Genomic DNA, 18928 nt, shown 5'->3' on the forward strand with positions numbered 1-18928 from the left:
AGCGTGTCGCGATGACCAAGTCTATTTGGGCCTGGCTGATGATGTCGCTGTCCGGGTCGGCCACGCACAGCATCGCGGATTGGGCCGCCTGGCATGCGCGGCTGATGGTGCTGGCCTGGGGCATCCTGTTTCCGGTGGGCGCTTTTGCGGCGCGCTTCTACAAGGTATCGGCGCATCAGGACTGGCCCAGGCAGCTGGACAACAAGGCGTGGTGGCTGGCGCATCGCGCGATCCAGAGCCTTGCCGTGGCGACCATGACGGCGGGTCTGCTCCTGGCCTTCGGTTCGGGCCGGGGCGAGAGCGCGGCCGCGGTGGTGCACGGCTGGCTCGGTTGGCTGCTGTGCGCGGCGGGGTGGCTGCAGGTGGCGGCCGGCCTGTTGCGCGGCAGCAAGGGCGGGCCTACCGACGTCCGGATGCGCGGCGACCACTACGACATGAGCCGCTGGCGGCTTGGCTTCGAACGCCTGCACAAGGCGGGCGGCTGGCTGGCCATCGTGGTCGCGGTGCCGACCATCGCGATCGGGCTGGCGGTGGCGGACGCGCCGCGCTGGATGGCGCTGGTGCTGGCGTGCTGGTGGGCCGCGCTGGTCGTCTGGTTCTGCCGGATGCAGCGGCAGGGGCGCTGCATGGACACTTACCAGGCCATCTGGGGGCCGGACGAGCGCCATCCCGGCAACCGGATCGCGCCCGCGGGCTGGGGCGTGCGGCGCTACTCGGCGCAATCCTGGCTGGAGCGGCCGGGCCGCTGCAAGAAACACTGACGGCGAGGTGGCGGCATGCCTGGGCTCGAACTGAACAATGTGGTCAAGCGTTATGGCGACGTGACCGTCGTGCAGCAGATGAATCTGTCGGTCCATGAAGGCGAGTTCATGGTGCTGCTGGGCGAGTCGGGCTGCGGCAAGAGCACGACGCTGAGGATGATCGCCGGCCTGGAGGAGGTCTCCGAAGGCGAGATCCGCATAGGCGGGCGCGCGGTGACCCATCTGGCGCCCCGCGACCGGGACATCGCGATGGTGTTCCAGAACTATGCGCTGTATCCGCACATGAGCGCGGGCGAGAACATGTCGTTCTCGCTGCGCCTGGCCCGCCAGCCCGCGGCCGAGGTCCAGGCCCGGGTGCGGGAGGCCGCCAGGATTCTGAACATCGAGCATCTGCTCGACCGCAAGCCCAAGGCGCTGTCGGGCGGCCAGCGCCAGCGCGTGGCCATCGGCCGGGCCATCGTGCGCGAGCCGCAGGTGTTCCTGTTCGACGAACCGCTGTCCAACCTGGACGCCAAGCTGCGCGGGCACATGCGGGCGGAACTGGCCATCCTGCATCGGCGCCTGGGCAAGACCACCGTATACGTGACTCACGACCAGACCGAGGCCATGACCCTGGCCACGCGCATCGCGATATTCGACCGCGGCCAGATACGGCAGGTGGATACGCCGGCCGAGGTGTTTTCCCGGCCGGCGAATCTGTTCGTCGCGGGTTTCATCGGCATGCCCACCATGAATTTCTTCAACGCGCGCGCCAGTGTCGAAGACGGCCGGATGCTGTTGCGCGGCGAAGGCTTCGCCTGGCCCGCGCCGCAATGGCTGGCGGCGGCCGCGCCGCGGCCGGACCAGGCGCTGACCCTGGGACTGCGGCCGCAAAGCCTGCGCGCCGCGGCCGGCGGACCGGCGCCGCTGAACGTGCTGGTCGACGTGGTCGAGTACCTGGGCACCGAGAGCCTGGTGACCGGGCACATGAATACCCCGGGCGGGCAGCGCGTGTCGGCAGTCTTGCCCGGCAACGCGAAAGCGCGGTTGCAGCAGGCGCTGGCGCTGCAATTCAGCGACGAAGACCTGCACGTATTCGATACCGACAGCGGCCTCAGCCTGCGCGGCTAGAAAGGGCCCATTGCATTTCTTTCCACCTATCAGGAGACAAGGATGAAGCGACGCGATTTCATGAAAAGCAGCGCCATTGCCGTATTCGGCGCCGGCCTGCCGTTGAGCGGCGCGATGGCGCAGAACCGTTACGCCAAGTACGCGGGGCAGACGGTGGTGTTCAGCATTCCGGCGCACCCGCACTATGACGCCATGCTCAAGATCCTGCCGCGGTTCACCAAGGAGACGGGCATCAAGGTCGAGACCGACCGGCTGGCCATGGGCCGCATGAAGGAAAAGCAGCTGCTGGAGATGGCCAAGGCCCAGGGCGACTACGACCTGGGCTGCTATGTGGTGATGTGGAAGGGCGAGTACGTGTCCAAGGACCTGATCCATCCGCTGGACCCGTTCTTCCAGAACGCGGCGCTGGTCGATCCCGCCTACGACATTCATGACATCGTCCCGATCTACCTGGAGAACCTGGGCCTAGTGGGCGGCCCCAAGGGCTATCTGGCCGGGCCGGGCGCCAAGCTGTATGGCCTGCCCTATGGCGCGGAAACCTCGGTGCTGGCCTACCGCCGCGATCTTTTCTCCAAGCATGACCTCAAGCCGCCGGCCAATTACGACGAGTTCCGCGCCTTGCTGCCGCTGGTCAGGCAAAAGACCGGCATCGGCGCGCTGGCCTCGCGCGGGCAGGCGGGCCACCAGGCGGTGCACGCATGGCTGCTGCACCTGAATCCGCTGGGCGGCAGCGTGTTCGACGACGAATGGCATCCGCGCTTCAACGACGAAGCGGGCCTGGCGGCGCTGAAGTTCCTGCAGGAAGTCGTGGCCACCGGCCCGGCGGGCATTCCCGGCTATGGCCAGGGCGAAAGCAACACCGCCTTCCTGCAGGGCCAGGCAGCCATGTACCTGGATTCCACGCTGCTGGCCGGCCTGGTCAACGACCCGGCCAAGTCCCGCGTGGCCGGCAAGGTGGGCTGGGCGCTGCATCCCATGGGCACGCGCCGCGCCTCGCAGTCCGGCGGCCTGGGCCTGGCCGTGGCCAAAAACGCCAGGAACGCCGACGCCGCCTTCCTGCTCATGCAGTGGCTGACTTCCAAGGCGCAGGACAAGGCGGTGACGGCGGCCGGCGGCGTGCCCATCCGCAATTCGACCCTGGGCGACGCGGAACTGATGCGCAAGTATCCGGAATTCGTCATCTTCAAGGAGGCGCTCAAGTACTCGAACCCGGACTGGCGGCCCATCATCGCGGTCTGGGACAAGATCAACGTGCAGGCGCTGGGCGTGGGCATATCCGAGGCCCTGACGGGCAAGAAGACCGCGCAGGCCGCGCTGGACGACATGGTGCCGCAGGTCACGCAGATCATGCGCGAAGCCGGCTACAAGGTCTGAGGCCCGCATGCGCACTCCCTCCTGGGCGCCTGTCCTGTACCTGGGGCCGGCGGTCGTGGTGATGGCGGCGGCCTGCCTGTATCCAGTGATCTCGGCGGTTCAGCTGGGGCTGCACGACTGGAGCATGGGCACGCCCTGGAGCGAGGCGCGCTGGACCGGCCTGGACAATTTCGTTTCGGCGTTTTCCAACGCCCGGGTGTGGTCTTCGCTGTGGACCACGCTGCTGTTCGCGGCGGTATGCGTCAGCGCCGAAATGGCGCTGGGCATCGCGCTGGCCCTGGCGCTGGAGCGGCCGGTGCGGGGCACGGCCGTGTTCCGCACGCTTTTCATCCTGCCCATGATGATCGCGCCGGTGGCGGTGGGGCTGGTGTGGCGCTACATCTTCGACGCGCAGTTCGGCCCGGTCAACGCGGCGCTGGCGCTGCTGCGGATCGCGCCCGTGGCGTGGCTGGCCGAGCCGGCGCTGGCCTTCATCGCCATCGTGGTGGCCGACATCTGGCAATGGACGCCGTTCGTTTTCATCATGATGGTCGCGGCGGTGGCCAACGTGGACGCCGCCGTCATCGAGGCCGCGCGCCTAGACGGGGCGCGCTGGTGGCAGCTGACCTTCCGGGTCAAGCTGCCCATGATTTCACACGTGATCGCCATCACCCTGATGATGCGGCTGATCGACGCCTTCCGGGTGCTGGAAGTGGTGTACGTGCTGACCTTCGGCGGCCCGGGGGACTCCACCGAGATTCTTGCGCTGCACATCTACAAGACGGCCTTCGTCGGGCAGCAGCTGGGCGTGGCCGCGGCCATTTCCGTGCTGCTGCTCGTGGTGGTGGCCGTGCTGTCCTGGGGCGCGCTGCGCCTGTCCAATCCCTTGAAAGCGGACCGCTGACGCCCGCCATGAACCGATCCGTATTCCCGCGCTGTCTGCACTATGCGGCGCTCGTCGTGCTGGCGGCGCTGTGCGTGGCGCCGATCGCCATCATCTTCGCCACCAGCCTGCGCCAGCAGGTGGACATCTTCGCCGAACCGCTGAACTTCATTTTCGCGCCCACGCTGGAGAACTACCGCGCCGTGCTGGAGGAAGAGCGCTTTTCCCGCTACCTGGCCAACAGCCTGATCGTGGGCCTGGCGTCGACCGCCGTCACGCTGCTGCTGGGCTGTATGGCGGCTTATGGGCTGGCGCGTTTTCGCTTCCGCGGCCGCGCCACGGTGGCTTATGTCACCTTGCTGCTGCGCACGGTGCCGCTGGCGGTGCTGGCGATTCCGGTATTCATGATCTGGAATGCCTGGCATCTGGTGGACAGTCTGGCCGGACTGGTGCTGCTGTACGTGGCGGTCAACCTGCCTTTCACCATCTGGCTGCTGTACGGGTTCGTGCTGCAGGTGCCGGTGGAGCTGGAGGAGGCCGCCGCCATCGACGGCTGCGGCCCGGTCCGCGTGTTCGTCAAGGTGATCCTGCCGCTGATGGCGCCGGGGCTGGCCGCGGCCTCCATCTTCACGTTCCGGATCGCCTGGAACGAGTTCATCCTGGCTTTGGTGCTCAGCGGCCGGCAGACGCGCACGCTGCCGGTGGCCGCCTCGCTCTACATTACCGACATCGGAGTGGACTGGGGACGGGTCATGGCCATGGGCGGGCTGATCGCCATCCCGCCGCTCATTTTCACGTTCGTGGCCGCGCGCCAGATCATCACCGGGCTGACGGCGGGCGCGGTCAAGGGCTAGCCAGCCGACGGTACGCCACCCGGGCCGGCCGGTATTTGGAGCTGCCTCGGCGGGCTTGCTATAAAGACGGCTGCAGGATTTTTGCAGGGGTAGTCCAATGTCAGTTCAATCCATGGGCCGCTACGGCGCCGCGCTGTGCCTGGCCATGCTGGTTTCCGGGTGTTCGATGTTCGGCTCGGACAAGCCGCAGGCGCAGTCGCAGCGGCAGACTTCCAGCGCGTCCAAGGTCACCGCCGAATGCAAGGCGAACCGCAAAAAATGCCTGTACGAGGGCGCCTACGAATCCGGCGAGCGCGATTATGCGGAAGACGAAGCCAGGCGCCTGAACCTGGCCGAAGTCGAACGGCTGCGGCGCATGGGCCGCTGAGCGCGCCACGGGAGCCGGACATGGACGACGTGCTGGCGGACGGCAATTACCGGGGCTGGTCCTACGTGATCTGCGCCACACGGTCGGGCGCCCAGGCCGAGTGGACGGTGTACATCGAGGGCATCGCCGACCCTGCCGGCGATCCGCGCCAGGACATGGCCGACGTGGGCGGCAGCTTCGCGAGCAGCGACGAGGCCATCGCCACCGCGCACTCTTTCATGCACAGCTTCATCGACGCGGCGCAGGGGCAGGACTAGCGCGCGAAACAAAAACCCGCTGGGTTTCAGCGGGTCTGGTGCTGCTAGCCTTCGTGCCTGCTTTTCTTCCTGCGTCGGTTGGCGGCTCGGAGTATTTCTCCTGATTCGAGCCGGTACACGCCGTCACCTTCCATGGCCACTGCGCCGCCGGTGGACAGGCGGCAGACCAGGACGGTGGATGCATCGGCGTCGGGACCTGTCGTGGGCTGCTGAACGAGATGCCTCTCGATCCGATACTGGACTCCCGCTGCGGAGACCGCGATCACATCCTCCAATCGTCTGCACGATATTGACATGATGACCCTCCCTCGCGCCATCTTGAAACCGATGGCGCCGGAGTCATCGTCACAACAGGGTCCGGTGCTGTCAATGCCGCAATCCCGCATTCCAACGGGCTTGCGGCGGGCCTTCCCAGGGAGCTTCGTGCATACGCACGAGCCGGGGCATGCATCTGGGCTAGGGCGTTTCTAGCCCGGATTCGCGCTTGAAAACCGGCGCGGCCTATTCCAGTTTCACTTTGGCGGCTTCGACGACCGCGCGCCATTTCTTGTGGTCGGCGGCGATGGTCTGCGAGAACTGCGCCGGCGTGGTCGGCATGGCGGTGGCGCCCTGCGCCGCCAGGGCGTTCTGCACATCCTGCAGCGCAAGAATATTGTTCAGCTCCTTGTTCAGCGTCTGGATGATGGGGGCGGGCGTATTGGCCGGCGCGAGCAGGCCATACCAGACGCGCACGTCGAAGTCGGGATAGCCGAGCTCGGCCACGGTGGGCACGTCGGGCATGGCGGCGCTGCGCTTGAGCGAAGTCACGGCCAGCGGCACGGCCGAGCCGGCCTTGATCTGCGGCGCGGCCGAGGGAATGGAGGTGAAGATCACGGGCACCTGGCCGCCCAGCAGGTCGGCCATCGCCGGGCCGGACCCTTTGTAGGGCACGTGGACCAGCTTGATGCCGGCGTCCAGTTGCAGCAGTTCGGCGGCCAGGTGGGTGATGGTGCCGGCGCCGGGCGATCCGTAGTTGATGGTGTTGGGCGCCTTCCGCGCGGCTTCGATGAGCTGCTTGAGGGACTGGTAGGGGCCGTTTTTGGCCGCCACCACCACCAGCGGCGCTTCGCCCACGATGCCGATGGGCGCGAAATCCTTGAGCGGATCGTAGGACAGCTTGCTGTAGAGCGAAGGCGCCACCGCCAGGTTGTCGACCTGGCCCATGACGATCTCGTAGCCGTCGGGCTTGGCGCGGGCGGCGGTGCCGATGCCGATGGTGCCGCCTGCGCCCGGACGGTTCTCGGCGACGACGTTCCATTTGACCGAATCCGACAGCTTGGCGGCCACGGTGCGCGACAGGAAGTCGGTGCCTCCGCCGGGCGTGAACGGCACGATGATCCGTATGGGCTGGCTGGGATACGGGTCCGCCGCGGCGGCGGGGGCGCAGGCGGCGAGCGTGCAGGCCGAGAACATCAAGGCTCGTAGCATCATGGTTCTAGTCTCCATTACCTCTTGGTGGGACGCGTCCGGTCGTGATCGCCGGACGTCGCTAGATGGCGCCGGCGGCGCGCAACTCCTGAATCCGGGATTCGGGCAGGCCCAGCCCGCGCAGCACCTCGTCGGTGTCCGCGCCCAATGGCGGCGCGGGGCTGCGCGCCCGGCACGGCGCCTGCGCGAACTTGATCGGAAAGCCCAGCATGCGCACCCGCTGGCCGTCCGGGTGCGGGACGTCGATGGCCATTTCCTGGTCGGCGACCTGCGGATCGTCGAAGACTTCGCGCAGGTTCAGCACCTGCCCGCAGGGCACGCCGTACTGGTTGAGGCGTTCTATCCAGTAGCGGCTGCTTTGCTGGCGGGTGCGGGCCTCGATCGCGGCCTTGATGGAGGCGCGGTTCCGCATGCGGTCGGCGTTGGTCCGGAACTCGGGGTGCGAGCGCAGCGACTGCAGCTCCAGCGCGTCCAGGAACTTCTCGTACATGGCGTCGTTGGACGGCGCGATCGCGACCTGGCCATCGGCGGTCTCGAACAGGCCGTAGGGCGCGACGATGCCATGGTCGTTGCCGGTGCGCGGCGGCAGTTCGCCGCTGGCGAAGTAGTTGGCCGCCTGGAAGCTGAGCAGGCCGATCATGCTGGACATCAGGCTGACGCTGATGGCGTCGCCGCGGCCGGTGCGCTCGCGGCGCAGCAGCGCGGCCAGCACGCCCAGCGCGCCGTTCATGCCCGCGACCAGGTCGCTGACCGGCGGGCCGGCGCGCATGGGCGGATCGTTTTCGCCGCCGTTCAGGCTCATGAAGCCGCTCATCGCCTGGGCGATGAAGTCGAAGGCGGGGCGGTCGCGGTAGGGGCCGGACGTGCCGAAGCCGTTGATGCTGCAATGGATGAGGTCGGGACGCAGCGCCTGCAGGGCGGCGCCGCCGAAGCCCATTTTTTCCATGATGCCGGGGCGGTAGTTTTCGACCAGCACGTCGCAGCTCGGGATCAGCCGGCGCAGGATGCTCTTGCCTTCCTCGGTGTACAGGTCGAGGGTGACCGATTTTTTGTTGCGGTTGTAGTTGGCGAAGTACCAGCTCAGGCCGTCGCGGATCACGCCCTGGGCGCGCACCGGATCGCCTTCGCCGGGCGATTCGATCTTGATGACTTCGGCTCCCATGTCGGCCAGGATGGAGGTGCAGTAGGGACCCGAGATGATGCGCGTCAGGTCCAGGACGCGGATTCCGGTCAGCGGCATGCGGGCTCCTCAACCGATGGCGCCGGCCGCGGCGCCGTAGTCGTGCAGATGCAGCCGCGGACCGGCCTTCATGAGCTGCCCGGGCAGTTGCCGCCCGACCACCCGTTCCAGCCGCCGCGCCACCTCGATCAGCGCGCGCAGGTCGATGCCGCTGTCCACGCCCATTTCGTCGAGCAGGTAGACCAGGTCTTCGGTGCAGATGTTGCCCGTGGCGCCGGGCGCGAACGGGCAGCCGCCCAGGCCGCCCAGCGAGGACTCATACGACGTCACGCCCGCGCGCAGCCCTTCGGCCACGTTCACCAGGCCGATGCCGCGCGTGTTGTGGAAGTGCAGCGAGATCGCCACGTCGGGATGCGCGTCGCGCAACGCCTCGACCGTGCGGCGCACCAGCCGGGGCGTGGCCATGCCGGTGGTGTCGCCCAGGGTGACCGCATCGAAGCCCAGCCGCGCGAAGTGGCCGAAGATGCTCTTGACGCGCGCCAGGTCCACGTCGCCTTCGAACGGACAGCCGAAGGCCACGGCGATGGCGCCCTTGCGGCGGATCGGCCGGTCCTGCAGGGCTTCGGCGATTTCCTCGATGTCGCGCAGCGACTGCGCGATGGGGCGGTTCAGGTTCTTGGTGTTGTGGCTTTCGGTGGCCGACAGGAACACGACGATCTCGTCGGCCTGCGATTGCAGCGCGTTCTCCACGCCCTTGAGATTGGGCGCCAGCGCGCCCAGGACCACGCCCGGGCGCTTGCGGACCTGCGCCAGCAGTTCGCGGGCGTCGCGCAGTTGCGGGACCGCGCGCGGCGAGACGAAAGAGGTCGCCTCGAAGTGCCTGACGCCCGCGTCGATCAGCGCGTTCAGTATCTCCGCCTTGGTTTCGGTGGGCACGAATTCGGGCTCGATCTGCAGCCCGTCGCGCATGCCGACTTCGACGATTTCAACCCGGTCTGGAAGGCTCACGGCGTTTGTCTCCTGGTATCCGTTCCACTGATTGCCGCCCATATTCAGGGATGGGCGGGCGCCGGACAATTCGCGAATATTCAGCGGGCCATCGCGCAACGCGATGGCTCGGGCCCGGGCGCTACCGCCGCGCCGCGGCTTCGGCGATCAGGTGGTCGAGCAGCAGGCGGGCGGCGCCGGACAGCGATTCATTGCTGCGCACGCACAGCTTCAGCTGGCGCCGCGCCCAGGCGTCGGTCAGCGTAATCATGCGCAGTTCGTCGCAGGCGTATGCGGACAGCGCCTTGACGGGCACGATGCCGATGCCGAGTTCGGCGCGCACCATGGACACCAGCGCGTCGTAGGACGTGACCTGGAAGCGCAGCCGCAGCCTGCGGTTGATGGCGGCGGCCTCGCGCGTGAACAGGTAGTTGGCCGCGCTGCCGCGGTGCATGCCGACGTGGTCGTAATCCAGCGTGTCGGCGAACGCGACCCGCTCGTGCCGCGCCAGCGGGTGCCCGGCGGGCGCCACCAGCGCCATGACGTCGCGGTGGTAGGGGTAGATGTCCAGACCGCTTTCGTCGTCGGACTGTGTGTAGACGCCGATGTCGGCGGCGTTCTCGGCGACGGCGCGCGTCACGCCGGCGCTGATGGATTCCTCCAGGTCGATCTGCACCTGGGGATGCCGCAGCATGAAGCGGCGCAGCTCCATGGGAAGGAACTGGGCGATGGAAGACAGGTTGGCCGCCACCCGCACCCGGCCGCGCAGGCCGGCCGAGTAATCGCGGATTTCGTCGGCCAGGTCCTGTGTCTGGTGCAGCAGCATGCGCGCGCGCCGCGCCAGCGCATGCGCGGCGCTGGTGGGCGCGACGCCGCGCGCATGGCGCTGGAACAGCGGCACGTCGAGTGTGCGTTCGAGTTCGGAAAGGCGCTTGGACAGGGCAGACGGCGCGATATGCTCGCGCGCCGCGGCGGCCGCGATGCTGCCTTCTTCCAGCACGGCCAGGAACACCTGCAGGGAATACAGGTCCAGGCGAGGGCTCATGCGGGCGCTTGCGCTTCCCAGGCCGGATTCCAGACGACTTCCCAGACGTGGCCGTCGGGGTCCTGGAAGTAGCCGGCGTAGCCGCCCCAGAAGGTGTCCTGGGCGGATTTGAGGATATGGGCGCCGGCGGCCCGCGCCCGGGCCATGACGCGATCGACTTCCTCGCGCGAACCCACGTTGTGGCCCAGCGTCAGATCGGTCGGCGCCGCCGCGCTGCGAGGCAGGCCGGTGTCGTGCGCGATGCTGCTGCGCGGCCACAGCGCCAGCCGCAGGCCGGGCTGCATGTCGATGAACACGACCGCGCCGTGCTCGAACTCCTGTCCGATGATGCCCGGTGTGGGCAGGCCCAGCCCGTCGCGGTAGAAGCGCAGGGCGGCGTCGAGATCGTCGACGCCGAGGGTGATGACGCTGATGCTGGGGCGCATGGCATCTCCTTGGCTGGGCGCGCCGGCGCGTCAGGAACGGGCCCGGCGGACGGCGGTCTCTTTCTTGGCGCGCGGCTTGGACGCGGTTTTGGCGGGTTGATCCGGGGCGTCGAATTCCTGTTTGTTGCGTTCGCCGCGCGGGGTGTTTTCGGGATGGGGTTTGGGAAAAGCCCAGGGCTTGGTTTTCTGAACCATTGCATGTACTCCTTGCACAGGCGGAACAGTAGCATTAGCCGCGGCCATGGGTAACTGAGGGTTGACGTCAATATTCATTACATCGCGATGCGGGAAGGAAAAAATACGATCGATTCGACCCTATCCCGCATGCGATTGTTCCCGGCGCCTGCCGGCTTACGCGGCGTCCTCGGGCAGTCCTTCCTGGCGGATGCGTTCGAACTGTTCGCGCACCCGGTGCGCCCACTCATCGACGGCGCTGCGCATGTCGTCCACGGTCGGCTCGTGGTCGGTCGGCAGATTGGCGCCGGTCACCGTTCCCACCGAAGCGATCAGCAGTTCGTTGCTGCCGGCGTCGCGTACCGTGGCCTCGACCAGCAGGCGCACCGATTGGTCGCGGAATCCGGCCGCCTTGACGCCCTGGCCGATCAGAAAGCCGATGGGGATGTACTCCATGGCGCGCGGATCGCGATCGTTCCTGAAGGTGCCGGTAATGGCCGCGCGCACGCGCATCGCGCGCGGCGCGGGCGTATCCAGCAGTCGATAGCCGGCCTGCGAAAATTCGCGCCGCAGCGCTTCGTTCACATAAGCCAGCGCGCGCTCGCGCAGGGCCGGGTCGCTGCTCAGCTTCAGATCGTCGGGCCGGTCGCCCTGGATGTATTCCACTTTTTCAAGAATGAGTTTCTTGTCGTACTGACTGCTCAGCGCCGGACCCGGACGCACCCAGACCCGGCCGGCGCTCCATTCGGGATCCTCGCGCATTTGCTGCTGGCTGGCGCCCAGCGAGGTGGAATAGTCCTGGGCGTCAGGCAGGTTGGTGCAGCCGGCCAGCCCGACGGCCGTGCAACAGGCGGCAATGGTAAGGCGGATATTCATGTTTCTTTTTTTCCAGAATAGACAAATGCCTGGTGCGCAAAGGGACGCTTGGCTGCATCTTTATTGCGTAGCGGGCGGGCAATTATTGCTTGCCTAGGCGCAAAAACAGGCGTGGCTCCATTGCAAAACACTTTTGTGGCGTTAGATGTGGGGCCACGATGGTGCTATGTTGCCGTTTCCCCCATTCCTCCTACTGAGCGCACCATGTACCTGCCGTCCGCCTTCAAGGAAACGTCGCTCGACGTCCAGCACGATTTCATCCGCGCCCATCCGCTGGGCGTGCTGACCACGGCGGGCGAGGGCGGCTTGATGGCCAACCACATTCCCTGTCTGCTCTATTCCGAAGGGCCTTGCGGCGTGTTGCGCCTGCATATGGCGCGCGCCAATCCGCAGCTGTCCGACCTGGCCGCGGGGCGCGAATGCATGGTCGTGTTCCATGGCCCGCAGGCCTATGTTTCGCCGTCCTGGTATCCCAGCAAGGCCGAGACGCACAAGGTCGTGCCGACCTGGAATTTCGTCGCCGTGCATGCCTGGGGCACGCCGGTCATCCAGGACGATCCGGCCTGGCTGCGGGCCCAGCTCGACGCGCTCACCGACAGCCAGGAGCGGGGCCGCGCGCAGCCCTGGCGCGTGGACGACGCGCCGGCGGATTTCATCGCCGCGCAGATGCGCGCCATCGTCGGCGTGGAGATCCGCCTTTCGCGCACCGAAGGCAAGTGGAAGCTCAGCCAGAACCGCACGCCGGCCGACCGCCAGGGCGTGGCGCAAGGCCTGGCGCAGGACGGCCTGGAACTCATGGCCGGACTGGTTGCGCGCGCCGGCCGGCCGGACTGAGCCGCCCGAGCGCGAAGCAGGCGATGGCCGCGGCCTGCAGGCAGGCCGCCACGGCCAGGAACCAGACCAGCGGATAGGCGGCCTGCGCCGAAAGCGCGCGCAGCACGCCGAACAGCGCAGGCGCGAATGCATAGGCGCCTTGCGCCATCGCCACGATCAGCGGCACCACGCGCTGCGCGTCCTCGCGCGAGAATTCGGCCTGGGCGATCAAGGGCGGCAGCGACGTGGCGTTGCCGATGCCCGAGCCGAACAGCAGCACGCCCAGCCACACGGCCCACAGGTGCTGGCCGGCCAGCATCAGGATCAGCGAACCGCAGATCTGGATGGCGTAGGCCAGGCAGGCCACCTTGCGGCGGTCGGCGCCGGCGGGCATCAGCCATCCCACCAGCGTGCGTCCCGCGATCGCGGCGGCCGTGGCCAGGCCCATCGCCACGCCGGCCGTCTGCGCGCCCAGCAAGGGCGCCAGCAGCGACAGCAGATGCGCGATCAGCCCGATCTGCGCGAACAGGCCCAGCGCCATGCCCGCGGCCAGCGTCAGGAACGCGCGGTCGCGCCACAGGTCGGGCACCGGCGCGATCGGCGCGGCTGCGGCCTGCGCCTGGCCCTGCGATGCGGCGCCATCGGGCTGCTGGCCGAGTTGCTGCGGCGTGACGGCGAACACTTTGCGCGACAGCACCGCGATGATGGCCACCATCGCCAGGCCCACCCACAAGGCGGCCTGCGCGAAACCGGCATGGGCGATCAGGTAGACCCACAAGGGAGAGAACACGATGCCGCCTACGCTGGCGCCGTTGTAGGCCATGCCCAGCGCCGCGGGCCGGCGCCGGACGAACCAGGGCGCGATCAGCGCATTGACCGCGGCGGCGCCCAGCGTCACCCAGCCCATGCCGCTGAACAAGGCCGACGCATACAGCTGCCACGGCCGCGCCGCGACCGCCCAGCCGGCCACGCCCAGGGCCAGCAGCACGGCGCCGCCCAGCGTCACCGCCGGCACGCCATGGCGCTTGTACAGGCGCGGCAGGTTGGCCACCACCAGCGTGCCGCAAAGAAAGTGCAGGGTCACCGCGCCGGACACCAGCGCGACGCCCCATCCGGTGCGCTGCGCCACGGCATGCAGGAACACGGGCGGGCCGTAGAAGCCGACGCCCCAGCCGAAGACCGCCAGCACGAAGGTGGCGCAAAGAACGGTCCAGCCGAAGAATGCCTTGGGTTTGCTCATGGGTATCCGGCGAGGCCGGCTGTCTTGTTGAAGGAACTCGCAGTATGCTTGAGCCTGCACACGATACTTTGGCCTATAGCGAATCATGGAATCCACGTTCGCCGACATCAATCTCTCCGCGGTGGCCGGCGCCATCGCCGACCCGGCGCGCGCGCGCATGCTGTGCGCGCTGCTCGACGGCCGCGCCCGCACGGCGACCGAGCTGGCGGCGCTGGCCGACATCGGCGCGTCCACCGCCAGCAGCCATTTTCAGCGCCTGCGCGAGCAGGGGCTGGTGGAAATGGCGGTGCAGGGCAAGCACCGCTATTTCCGCCTGGCAAGCGGCGAGGTCGGCCACGCGCTGGAAGCGCTGCTGGTGGTGGCCGGCGCGGAGCGCGCGCCGTTCAAGCCCAACACGCCTTCGGCGCTGCGCGAGGCGCGCACCTGCTATGACCATATGGCCGGCACGCTGGCCGTGCGCATCCACGACGCGATGCTGGCGCGGCGCTGGCTGGAGGCCGACGGCCGCGACTACGCGCTCACGCCGCTGGGCGAGGCCGCGCTGGCGCAGATCGGCGTGGACGTGGCGCAGGCCCGCCAGCGCCGCCGCCGTTTCGCCTGCCCCTGCCTGGACTGGAGCGAACGCCGCTCGCACCTGGGCGGCGCGCTGGGCGCGGCCCTGCTGGACGCGCTGCTGCGGCGCGGCTGGATCGACAAGGACCTGGATTCCCGGGCGCTGGGCGTCACGAAAAAGGGCGAACGCCAGTTCCCCGCTTTCTTCGGCAAGCCCGAGGCCGATGGCGGCGCATGGACGCAGGGAGCGCGCGATGTCGCCGCGTAGCCGCGTCCGGTCCGCCGCACATTCCGCCGCCCGTTTCAGGCGGCGCATTGAACACAACCATTCCAAGCCGCGAATGCGGCTTTTTTTTCGTCAACCCCGACTTTGATCTGTACAGGAGGTGGCCTTGCCTACGCTGGCGCTGCACGCGCTTCGTCATGCCATGAACATCGTGACGGAGCTGCGCATCGACGTTAACCATTCCCCCCGCGAGGTGGACAACGAACTCGATGCCATACACAACCGGATGAATCGTCCTTTGGATCGCCTGCATGCCTTGCCGGAGGTCAAGACCGACATCCCTGGCATCGTGCTTCGCTATCGCGAAGCCGACGGCGAGTACTACGTGTATGTGGTGGACCTGCAGCGCGACCGGGTGGCCGGCTACACGGTGTTCAACCGCCTGATCGAAGTGGGCCGGCGCGCCGATCCCTACGTGCGGGCGCCGCACTCCAAGTACGCCGAGCCCTACCAGGGCATGGGGCTGGCCACGGCGGTCTATCGCTGGGGGCTGGACGCCGGCCTGTGCATCATGAGCGGGGCGCGCCAGTCCACCGGCGCCCACCGGCTGTGGATGCGCCTGGCGCGCGACTACGAACTGGGCTACGTGGACCTGCGGCGCAAGCGCCTGAGCTACCTGGGCAGGCAGGTGCCCGAGGCCGTGCTGCAGGACCTGCATACCCGCATGGTGCTGCTGGGCAGGGGCTGGACGCTGCCGGATTACATGCGCGCGACGGGCATGGCCTCGTGTATTGGTGTGGATATGCAACAGGTTTAGGGAAATCCCCGTGCCGCGGCTTCCGGGCGTGCGCCAGCGCGCCCGCGCATCGGCGCGCAGCCCGCGTCAGGACTGGTCCTAGGTCCGACGCGGCGCTCATGCAAGCTGCCTTTTCATGGCCGGGCGGCAGTTCCGCGGCGCAACAGTATTTCAATTTTCTGCCGGAGTTACAAAACATATCTGAACTGTCATGGACAGCCGGAGTATGCTGGATCGCAGATAGAGGGATCCGAAGTGCATCAGAACAACTTGATCTACAAGGGATACCGGCTGACGGCCAAAGTGTCCCGGGGCGCCGGCGCAGAGGTCGAAGCGCCGCCCAACAGCCCCGTATTCATTGCGTCGGTGACGGTGGTCCAGGCAGGCGCCGTGCTCGACGGCGGCGACGAATATCCGGTTCCGTGTTTCGCCGACGGCGGTTTCGTCTTCAGTCCGCGCGAAGCCGTGCATGCGGCCATTCTGCATGGCCGCGAAATCGTCGACGGCCTGACCGGCACGCCGTCCTAGCTGGAAAAGACCTCGCGCCAGTCGCGCGTCTTGGCCAGGGTGTGCACCGTGGCCGATTGTTCGAGTATGGTCACCGCCTTCTTGAACTCGTCGGCCGAAGCGCCGTCCTCCAGAATCACCATGCGCGAGTTGCGGGCGTCGGCCATCTTCACGTCAGACATCTTGCCGTGGGTCTGGTAGACCTGCGTCCAATCCATTTTCTTGCCGGCCTTCAGCGCGATCGGCTCGATGTACGTCAGCGCCGAACTGCCCGGGGCCCGCACCCCGAAGGCGAAATCCGCGGCATGGCCGCTGCTGCCCTTGGCGCGCGCGCCCTTGACCAGCCGGTTCGCGCCCAGCGCCTGCGCCAGCGTCCGGCCCACCTGCGCGCGAAAGCGCAGCTGGCTGAACTTGGGCATCCATTTGGCGCACTGGAACGACAGCGCCATGGCCAGCTTCACCGCGTCCCACAAGGCTTCCTGCAGCTGCTCGTTGGGACCGGACGCGACGATGGCGCCGCTGTCGTCGAAATGCGCCAGGCTGACGCCGGGCGTTTCGTTCAGCAGGTCGATGCGCTTGGCCGCCAGCTCGATGCCGTAGCTGGACGCGTGCATCGCGGTCTCACAGGCGTCGGTCAGGTAGAACGAGGACTCGTCGGGATGCGCGATGAAGAACGCCGCATGCTGTCCGTCCAGGCCCAGCGTCATGGGCGATACGGCGCGGATGGCGTGCTCGCCGGCCGGCAGGACTGTCCAGCCGGAGGCTTCCAGAAAATTGCTCATAGAATCAGTTCGATTTGGCGGCCTTTGAGGGGATGCGCGAAACCGCCGGTCAGCGTCAGGTTCGCCCGCGGCAGGAAGTGCTGCATCAGCGCGGCGATGGTGTGCAGCGCGGGCACTACCGGTTCGGCATAGCCTTCGCCCTCGTCCACCCAGATGTGTTCGTGGCTGCGTTCGGCAAGCGGCTTGCGGAACTGCGGCCGGCCTTCGCCCACCAGGCTGGTGTGGAAGGAGTCATCGGTGTCCACGCCGTACACGCGGTGCGGGCCCACGAAGAGGCTGGCGCAGAAGGCCTCGGGCAGGAAGATGGTGGCCTGCCCGTGCACCGCGGTGCGCGCGCCGCGGTAGGTCGTGCGGAAAATCACGTCTTCGCGCACTTCCCCCTTGATCCGGCAGGGGCTGGCGAATTCCATCCAGCGGATTTCGTTGGCGGCGGGCTTGGCGATCCAGGCGATCGGTTTTACGGTTTCCTTGGGTTCGGCAAGGATCTCTTGCACCTCATCGACGGTGATTAACGGTTCGAACTTCTTGGCCATGGAACGGATCTAGGGTCTGGAAAATGCGCGCGCCAGCCGGGTGCGGCGCGCAGCTGCGCGCGCGACACGGCGAGGGGGCGTAATCTTACAAGATCGCGACAGCGCCCATGCGCGGGCTGTATGGATATACAGCCGCGGCCGGCGCTACAGCGAACTGGCGGAGAAGGTGTCGCACTGCTTGAGGCTGCCGCTTTCCAGGCCGCGCTTGAACCAGCGCACCCGCTGGGCCGACGAGCCGTGCGTGAATGCGTCGGGCACCACATAGCCCTGGCTCTGCTTCTGCAGCCGGTCGTCGCCGATCGCGGTGGCCGCGCCCAGCGCCTCTTCGACGTCGCCGCCTTCAAGAATGTTGCGCGCCGCGTCGGCGCGCTGGGCCCACAGGCCCGCGAAGCAGTCGGCCTGCAGTTCCATGCGCACCGACAGCGCATTGGCCTGCGCGGGATTGCGCCGACGCAGGTTGTCGACCTGTTCCGAAATGCCGAGCAGGTGCTGCACGTGGTGGCCGACTTCGTGCGCGATCACGTAGGCCTGGGCGAAGTCGCCCGGCGCCTTGAAGCGGTTCTGCAGCTCGTCGAAGAAAGACAGGTCGATGTAGACCTTGCTGTCGCCCGGACAGTAGAACGGCCCCATCGCCGACTGGCCCGTGCCACAGGCCGTGGGCGTGGCGCCGCGAAACAGCACCAGCTTGGGCGCCACGTACTGGCGGTTCAGGTCCTTCTGGAAAATGGCTTCCCAGGTGTCTTCGGTTTCGCCCAGCACCTTGGACACGAAGACCGCCTGGGGATCGTTGGCCGGCGGCCCCGAGGCCGGCGCCTGCTGCTGCGTGGGCGGGCCTTCGGCCATCTGCAGCACCACGCTGGGGTCCACGCCGAAATACATGGCGACCAGGGCCAGCACGATCGTGCCGATGCCGATGGTGCCCCGTCCTCCGATCCGCGGGCCGCTGGCGCGGCGGTCTTCTACGTTGTCGCTCTGGCGCGAGTTGTCTAGGCGCATTCTGATTCTCCGGGCGGGGCGGCGCTCCCGCGTTTTGCATCGCCGCGCTTCAGCCTTGGGCTTTATTGGGCTTTACTGGGCGACCTTCAAGAGTGTTAGGATAAACCCATGGCCCTGTATTTCTCCATCCATCCTGCGAATCCCCAACCGCGCCTGCTCAAGCAGGCGGCCCAATGGCTCAGCCAGGGCGGCCTGGTGGCGGTGCCCACCGACTCCAGCTACGCGGTCGTCGCCCGCCTGGACGACAAGAACGCCGCCGACGGATTGCGCCGCCTGCGGGGCCTGGACGAACGTCATCACCTCACGCTGCTGTGCCGCGACTTGGCCGAAATCGGCCACTTCGCGCGCGTGGACAACCGCCAGTACCGCCTGCTCAAGGCCGCCACGCCCGGCCCCTGGACCTTCATTCTCGAAGCCACCAAGGAAGTGCCGCGGCGCGTGTCGCATCCCTCGCGCAAGACCATAGGCATCCGCGTGCCGGACCATCCCGTCATGCTCGGCCTTTTGGAGCAGGTCGGGGCGCCCCTGCTTTCCACCACCCTCATCCCCAAGGACGAAACCGAAGCGCTGAACGACGCGGAAGTCATCCGCGAGCGCTACGAACACTCCCTGGCGGCCATCATCGACGCGGGCGCCTGCCCGCAATCGCCGACCACCGTCGTCGACCTCACCGGCGACGAGCCGGTGGTGGTGCGCGTCGGGCGCGGCGATCCGGCGACGCTGGGCCTTGCCTGACCGCAGCGG

At 67.7% G+C, this 18928-nt stretch carries 23 protein-coding genes; 12 read left to right on the top strand and 11 right to left on the bottom strand.

All coding sequences use genetic code 11. The features are described 5' to 3' along the window. Window positions 1-11 precede the first annotated feature (11 nt). The 7 genes from AC1IQ6_RS08545 to AC1IQ6_RS08575 all read left to right on the top strand — a co-directional run bounded on the left by AC1IQ6_RS08545 (window position 12) and on the right by AC1IQ6_RS08575 (window position 5585). Window positions 12-761, top strand: a complete 750-nt coding sequence (locus AC1IQ6_RS08545) for a cytochrome b561 domain-containing protein (protein WP_485866154.1) — start codon at window positions 12-14, stop codon at window positions 759-761. Between the two features lie 15 nt (window positions 762-776). Continuing rightward, window positions 777-1871, top strand: coding sequence for an ABC transporter ATP-binding protein (locus AC1IQ6_RS08550; protein WP_111824564.1), 1095 nt, complete (start codon window positions 777-779; stop codon window positions 1869-1871). Between the two features lie 42 nt (window positions 1872-1913). Continuing rightward, window positions 1914-3245 carry an extracellular solute-binding protein gene (locus AC1IQ6_RS08555; RefSeq protein WP_102772565.1) on the top strand — a complete coding sequence of 444 codons (1332 nt, stop codon included), beginning with the start codon at window positions 1914-1916 and terminating at the stop codon, window positions 3243-3245. A gap of 7 nt (window positions 3246-3252) precedes the next feature. After that, window positions 3253-4128: a carbohydrate ABC transporter permease gene (locus AC1IQ6_RS08560; RefSeq protein WP_485866155.1), complete on the top strand. Its 876-nt coding sequence runs from the start codon at window positions 3253-3255 to the stop codon at window positions 4126-4128. Window positions 4129-4136: 8 nt separating this feature from the next. Beyond that, the gene (locus AC1IQ6_RS08565; RefSeq protein WP_485866156.1) at window positions 4137-4961 is read left to right on the top strand and encodes a carbohydrate ABC transporter permease; all 825 of its coding nucleotides are present in this window, start codon (window positions 4137-4139) and stop codon (window positions 4959-4961) included. A 97-nt stretch (window positions 4962-5058) separates the two neighbouring features. Then, complete coding sequence (locus AC1IQ6_RS08570; RefSeq protein WP_168202089.1) at window positions 5059-5328, top strand: hypothetical protein; 270 nt, start codon at window positions 5059-5061, stop codon at window positions 5326-5328. Between the two features lie 20 nt (window positions 5329-5348). Continuing rightward, entirely contained in the window at window positions 5349-5585 is a 237-nt protein-coding gene (locus AC1IQ6_RS08575; protein WP_102772562.1) for a hypothetical protein, read from the top strand. A 501-nt stretch (window positions 5586-6086) separates the two neighbouring features. On the opposite strand, the gene AC1IQ6_RS08580 is transcribed toward AC1IQ6_RS08575, so the two are convergent. The 7 genes from AC1IQ6_RS08580 to AC1IQ6_RS08610 all read right to left on the bottom strand — a co-directional run bounded on the left by AC1IQ6_RS08580 (window position 6087) and on the right by AC1IQ6_RS08610 (window position 11739). Further along, window positions 6087-7052, bottom strand: a complete 966-nt coding sequence (locus AC1IQ6_RS08580) for a Bug family tripartite tricarboxylate transporter substrate binding protein (RefSeq protein ID WP_102772859.1) — start codon at window positions 7050-7052, stop codon at window positions 6087-6089. Window positions 7053-7113: 61 nt separating this feature from the next. Then, on the bottom strand, window positions 7114-8292 hold the full coding sequence (locus AC1IQ6_RS08585) for a CaiB/BaiF CoA transferase family protein (protein WP_485866157.1): 1179 nt from the start codon (window positions 8290-8292) through the stop codon (window positions 7114-7116). Window positions 8293-8301: 9 nt separating this feature from the next. Further along, complete coding sequence (locus tag AC1IQ6_RS08590) at window positions 8302-9240, bottom strand: hydroxymethylglutaryl-CoA lyase (protein WP_485866158.1); 939 nt, start codon at window positions 9238-9240, stop codon at window positions 8302-8304. Window positions 9241-9361: 121 nt separating this feature from the next. Then, window positions 9362-10264, bottom strand: a complete 903-nt coding sequence (locus AC1IQ6_RS08595) for a LysR family transcriptional regulator (RefSeq protein WP_485866159.1) — start codon at window positions 10262-10264, stop codon at window positions 9362-9364. Then, entirely contained in the window at window positions 10261-10689 is a 429-nt protein-coding gene (locus tag AC1IQ6_RS08600) for a VOC family protein (RefSeq protein ID WP_102772558.1), read from the bottom strand. Before AC1IQ6_RS08600 ends, AC1IQ6_RS08595 begins: the two co-directional genes overlap by 4 nt. Before the next feature lie 30 nt (window positions 10690-10719). Next, window positions 10720-10962 carry a hypothetical protein gene (locus AC1IQ6_RS08605; protein WP_485866160.1) on the bottom strand — a complete coding sequence of 81 codons (243 nt, stop codon included), beginning with the start codon at window positions 10960-10962 and terminating at the stop codon, window positions 10720-10722. A gap of 78 nt (window positions 10963-11040) precedes the next feature. After that, window positions 11041-11739: a DUF3313 domain-containing protein gene (locus AC1IQ6_RS08610; protein WP_485866161.1), complete on the bottom strand. Its 699-nt coding sequence runs from the start codon at window positions 11737-11739 to the stop codon at window positions 11041-11043. 204 nt (window positions 11740-11943) lie between these two features. On the opposite strand from AC1IQ6_RS08610, the gene AC1IQ6_RS08615 reads away from it, so the two are divergent. Continuing rightward, the gene (locus AC1IQ6_RS08615) at window positions 11944-12573 is read left to right on the top strand and encodes an FMN-binding negative transcriptional regulator (protein ID WP_102772556.1); all 630 of its coding nucleotides are present in this window, start codon (window positions 11944-11946) and stop codon (window positions 12571-12573) included. Here the strand turns inward: AC1IQ6_RS08615 and AC1IQ6_RS08620 are convergent. Next, complete coding sequence (locus tag AC1IQ6_RS08620; RefSeq protein ID WP_111824571.1) at window positions 12533-13792, bottom strand: MFS transporter; 1260 nt, start codon at window positions 13790-13792, stop codon at window positions 12533-12535. The two genes, AC1IQ6_RS08615 and AC1IQ6_RS08620, sit on opposite strands and share 41 nt — an antisense overlap. Before the next feature lie 85 nt (window positions 13793-13877). Here AC1IQ6_RS08620 and AC1IQ6_RS08625 point away from each other — a divergent pair, with 85 nt between their 5' ends. The 3 genes from AC1IQ6_RS08625 (at window position 13878) to AC1IQ6_RS08635 (ending at window position 15894) form a co-directional block, all read left to right on the top strand. Further along, complete coding sequence (locus AC1IQ6_RS08625; RefSeq protein WP_102772554.1) at window positions 13878-14612, top strand: ArsR/SmtB family transcription factor; 735 nt, start codon at window positions 13878-13880, stop codon at window positions 14610-14612. 124 nt (window positions 14613-14736) lie between these two features. Continuing rightward, complete coding sequence (locus AC1IQ6_RS08630) at window positions 14737-15387, top strand: N-acetyltransferase (RefSeq protein WP_111824573.1); 651 nt, start codon at window positions 14737-14739, stop codon at window positions 15385-15387. Window positions 15388-15621: 234 nt separating this feature from the next. Continuing rightward, window positions 15622-15894, top strand: coding sequence for a hypothetical protein (locus tag AC1IQ6_RS08635; protein WP_111824574.1), 273 nt, complete (start codon window positions 15622-15624; stop codon window positions 15892-15894). Here AC1IQ6_RS08635 and AC1IQ6_RS08640 read toward each other — a convergent pair. The 3 genes from AC1IQ6_RS08640 to ypfJ all read right to left on the bottom strand — a co-directional run bounded on the left by AC1IQ6_RS08640 (window position 15891) and on the right by ypfJ (window position 18184). Then, window positions 15891-16655, bottom strand: coding sequence for a DUF1828 domain-containing protein (locus AC1IQ6_RS08640; protein ID WP_102772551.1), 765 nt, complete (start codon window positions 16653-16655; stop codon window positions 15891-15893). The genes AC1IQ6_RS08635 and AC1IQ6_RS08640 overlap by 4 nt on opposite strands. Further along, complete coding sequence (locus tag AC1IQ6_RS08645; protein WP_102772550.1) at window positions 16652-17188, bottom strand: hypothetical protein; 537 nt, start codon at window positions 17186-17188, stop codon at window positions 16652-16654. Before AC1IQ6_RS08645 ends, AC1IQ6_RS08640 begins: the two co-directional genes overlap by 4 nt. A 144-nt stretch (window positions 17189-17332) precedes the next feature. Next, window positions 17333-18184 carry a KPN_02809 family neutral zinc metallopeptidase gene (gene ypfJ, locus AC1IQ6_RS08650; protein ID WP_102772549.1) on the bottom strand — a complete coding sequence of 284 codons (852 nt, stop codon included), beginning with the start codon at window positions 18182-18184 and terminating at the stop codon, window positions 17333-17335. 108 nt (window positions 18185-18292) lie between these two features. On the opposite strand from ypfJ, the gene AC1IQ6_RS08655 reads away from it, so the two are divergent. Continuing rightward, window positions 18293-18919: an L-threonylcarbamoyladenylate synthase gene (locus tag AC1IQ6_RS08655; RefSeq protein WP_485866162.1), complete on the top strand. Its 627-nt coding sequence runs from the start codon at window positions 18293-18295 to the stop codon at window positions 18917-18919. The last annotated feature ends 9 nt before the right edge of the window (window positions 18920-18928 follow it).

This window comes from Achromobacter sp. MUI-25009338 (assembly GCF_057359325.1).

What these genes read in the sequence shown, in the direction of transcription:
- AC1IQ6_RS08565 (WP_485866156.1), top strand. Translation starts at nt 4,137, where the DNA reads ATGAACCGATCCGTATTCCCGCGCTGTCTGCACTATGCGGCGCTCGTC.
- AC1IQ6_RS08605 (WP_485866160.1), bottom strand. Translation starts at nt 10,962, where the DNA reads ATGAATATTGACGTCAACCCTCAGTTACCCATGGCCGCGGCTAATGCT.
- ypfJ (WP_102772549.1), bottom strand. Translation starts at nt 18,184, where the DNA reads ATGCGCCTAGACAACTCGCGCCAGAGCGACAACGTAGAAGACCGCCGC.
- AC1IQ6_RS08595 (WP_485866159.1), bottom strand. Translation starts at nt 10,264, where the DNA reads ATGAGCCCTCGCCTGGACCTGTATTCCCTGCAGGTGTTCCTGGCCGTG.
- AC1IQ6_RS08645 (WP_102772550.1), bottom strand. Translation starts at nt 17,188, where the DNA reads ATGGCCAAGAAGTTCGAACCGTTAATCACCGTCGATGAGGTGCAAGAG.
- AC1IQ6_RS08625 (WP_102772554.1), top strand. Translation starts at nt 13,878, where the DNA reads ATGGAATCCACGTTCGCCGACATCAATCTCTCCGCGGTGGCCGGCGCC.
- AC1IQ6_RS08610 (WP_485866161.1), bottom strand. Translation starts at nt 11,739, where the DNA reads ATGAATATCCGCCTTACCATTGCCGCCTGTTGCACGGCCGTCGGGCTG.
- AC1IQ6_RS08575 (WP_102772562.1), top strand. Translation starts at nt 5,349, where the DNA reads ATGGACGACGTGCTGGCGGACGGCAATTACCGGGGCTGGTCCTACGTG.
- AC1IQ6_RS08555 (WP_102772565.1), top strand. Translation starts at nt 1,914, where the DNA reads ATGAAGCGACGCGATTTCATGAAAAGCAGCGCCATTGCCGTATTCGGC.
- AC1IQ6_RS08570 (WP_168202089.1), top strand. Translation starts at nt 5,059, where the DNA reads ATGTCAGTTCAATCCATGGGCCGCTACGGCGCCGCGCTGTGCCTGGCC.
- AC1IQ6_RS08620 (WP_111824571.1), bottom strand. Translation starts at nt 13,792, where the DNA reads ATGAGCAAACCCAAGGCATTCTTCGGCTGGACCGTTCTTTGCGCCACC.
- AC1IQ6_RS08615 (WP_102772556.1), top strand. Translation starts at nt 11,944, where the DNA reads ATGTACCTGCCGTCCGCCTTCAAGGAAACGTCGCTCGACGTCCAGCAC.
- AC1IQ6_RS08580 (WP_102772859.1), bottom strand. Translation starts at nt 7,052, where the DNA reads ATGCTACGAGCCTTGATGTTCTCGGCCTGCACGCTCGCCGCCTGCGCC.
- AC1IQ6_RS08545 (WP_485866154.1), top strand. Translation starts at nt 12, where the DNA reads ATGACCAAGTCTATTTGGGCCTGGCTGATGATGTCGCTGTCCGGGTCG.
- AC1IQ6_RS08600 (WP_102772558.1), bottom strand. Translation starts at nt 10,689, where the DNA reads ATGCGCCCCAGCATCAGCGTCATCACCCTCGGCGTCGACGATCTCGAC.
- AC1IQ6_RS08550 (WP_111824564.1), top strand. Translation starts at nt 777, where the DNA reads ATGCCTGGGCTCGAACTGAACAATGTGGTCAAGCGTTATGGCGACGTG.
- AC1IQ6_RS08655 (WP_485866162.1), top strand. Translation starts at nt 18,293, where the DNA reads ATGGCCCTGTATTTCTCCATCCATCCTGCGAATCCCCAACCGCGCCTG.
- AC1IQ6_RS08560 (WP_485866155.1), top strand. Translation starts at nt 3,253, where the DNA reads ATGCGCACTCCCTCCTGGGCGCCTGTCCTGTACCTGGGGCCGGCGGTC.
- AC1IQ6_RS08640 (WP_102772551.1), bottom strand. Translation starts at nt 16,655, where the DNA reads ATGAGCAATTTTCTGGAAGCCTCCGGCTGGACAGTCCTGCCGGCCGGC.
- AC1IQ6_RS08585 (WP_485866157.1), bottom strand. Translation starts at nt 8,292, where the DNA reads ATGCCGCTGACCGGAATCCGCGTCCTGGACCTGACGCGCATCATCTCG.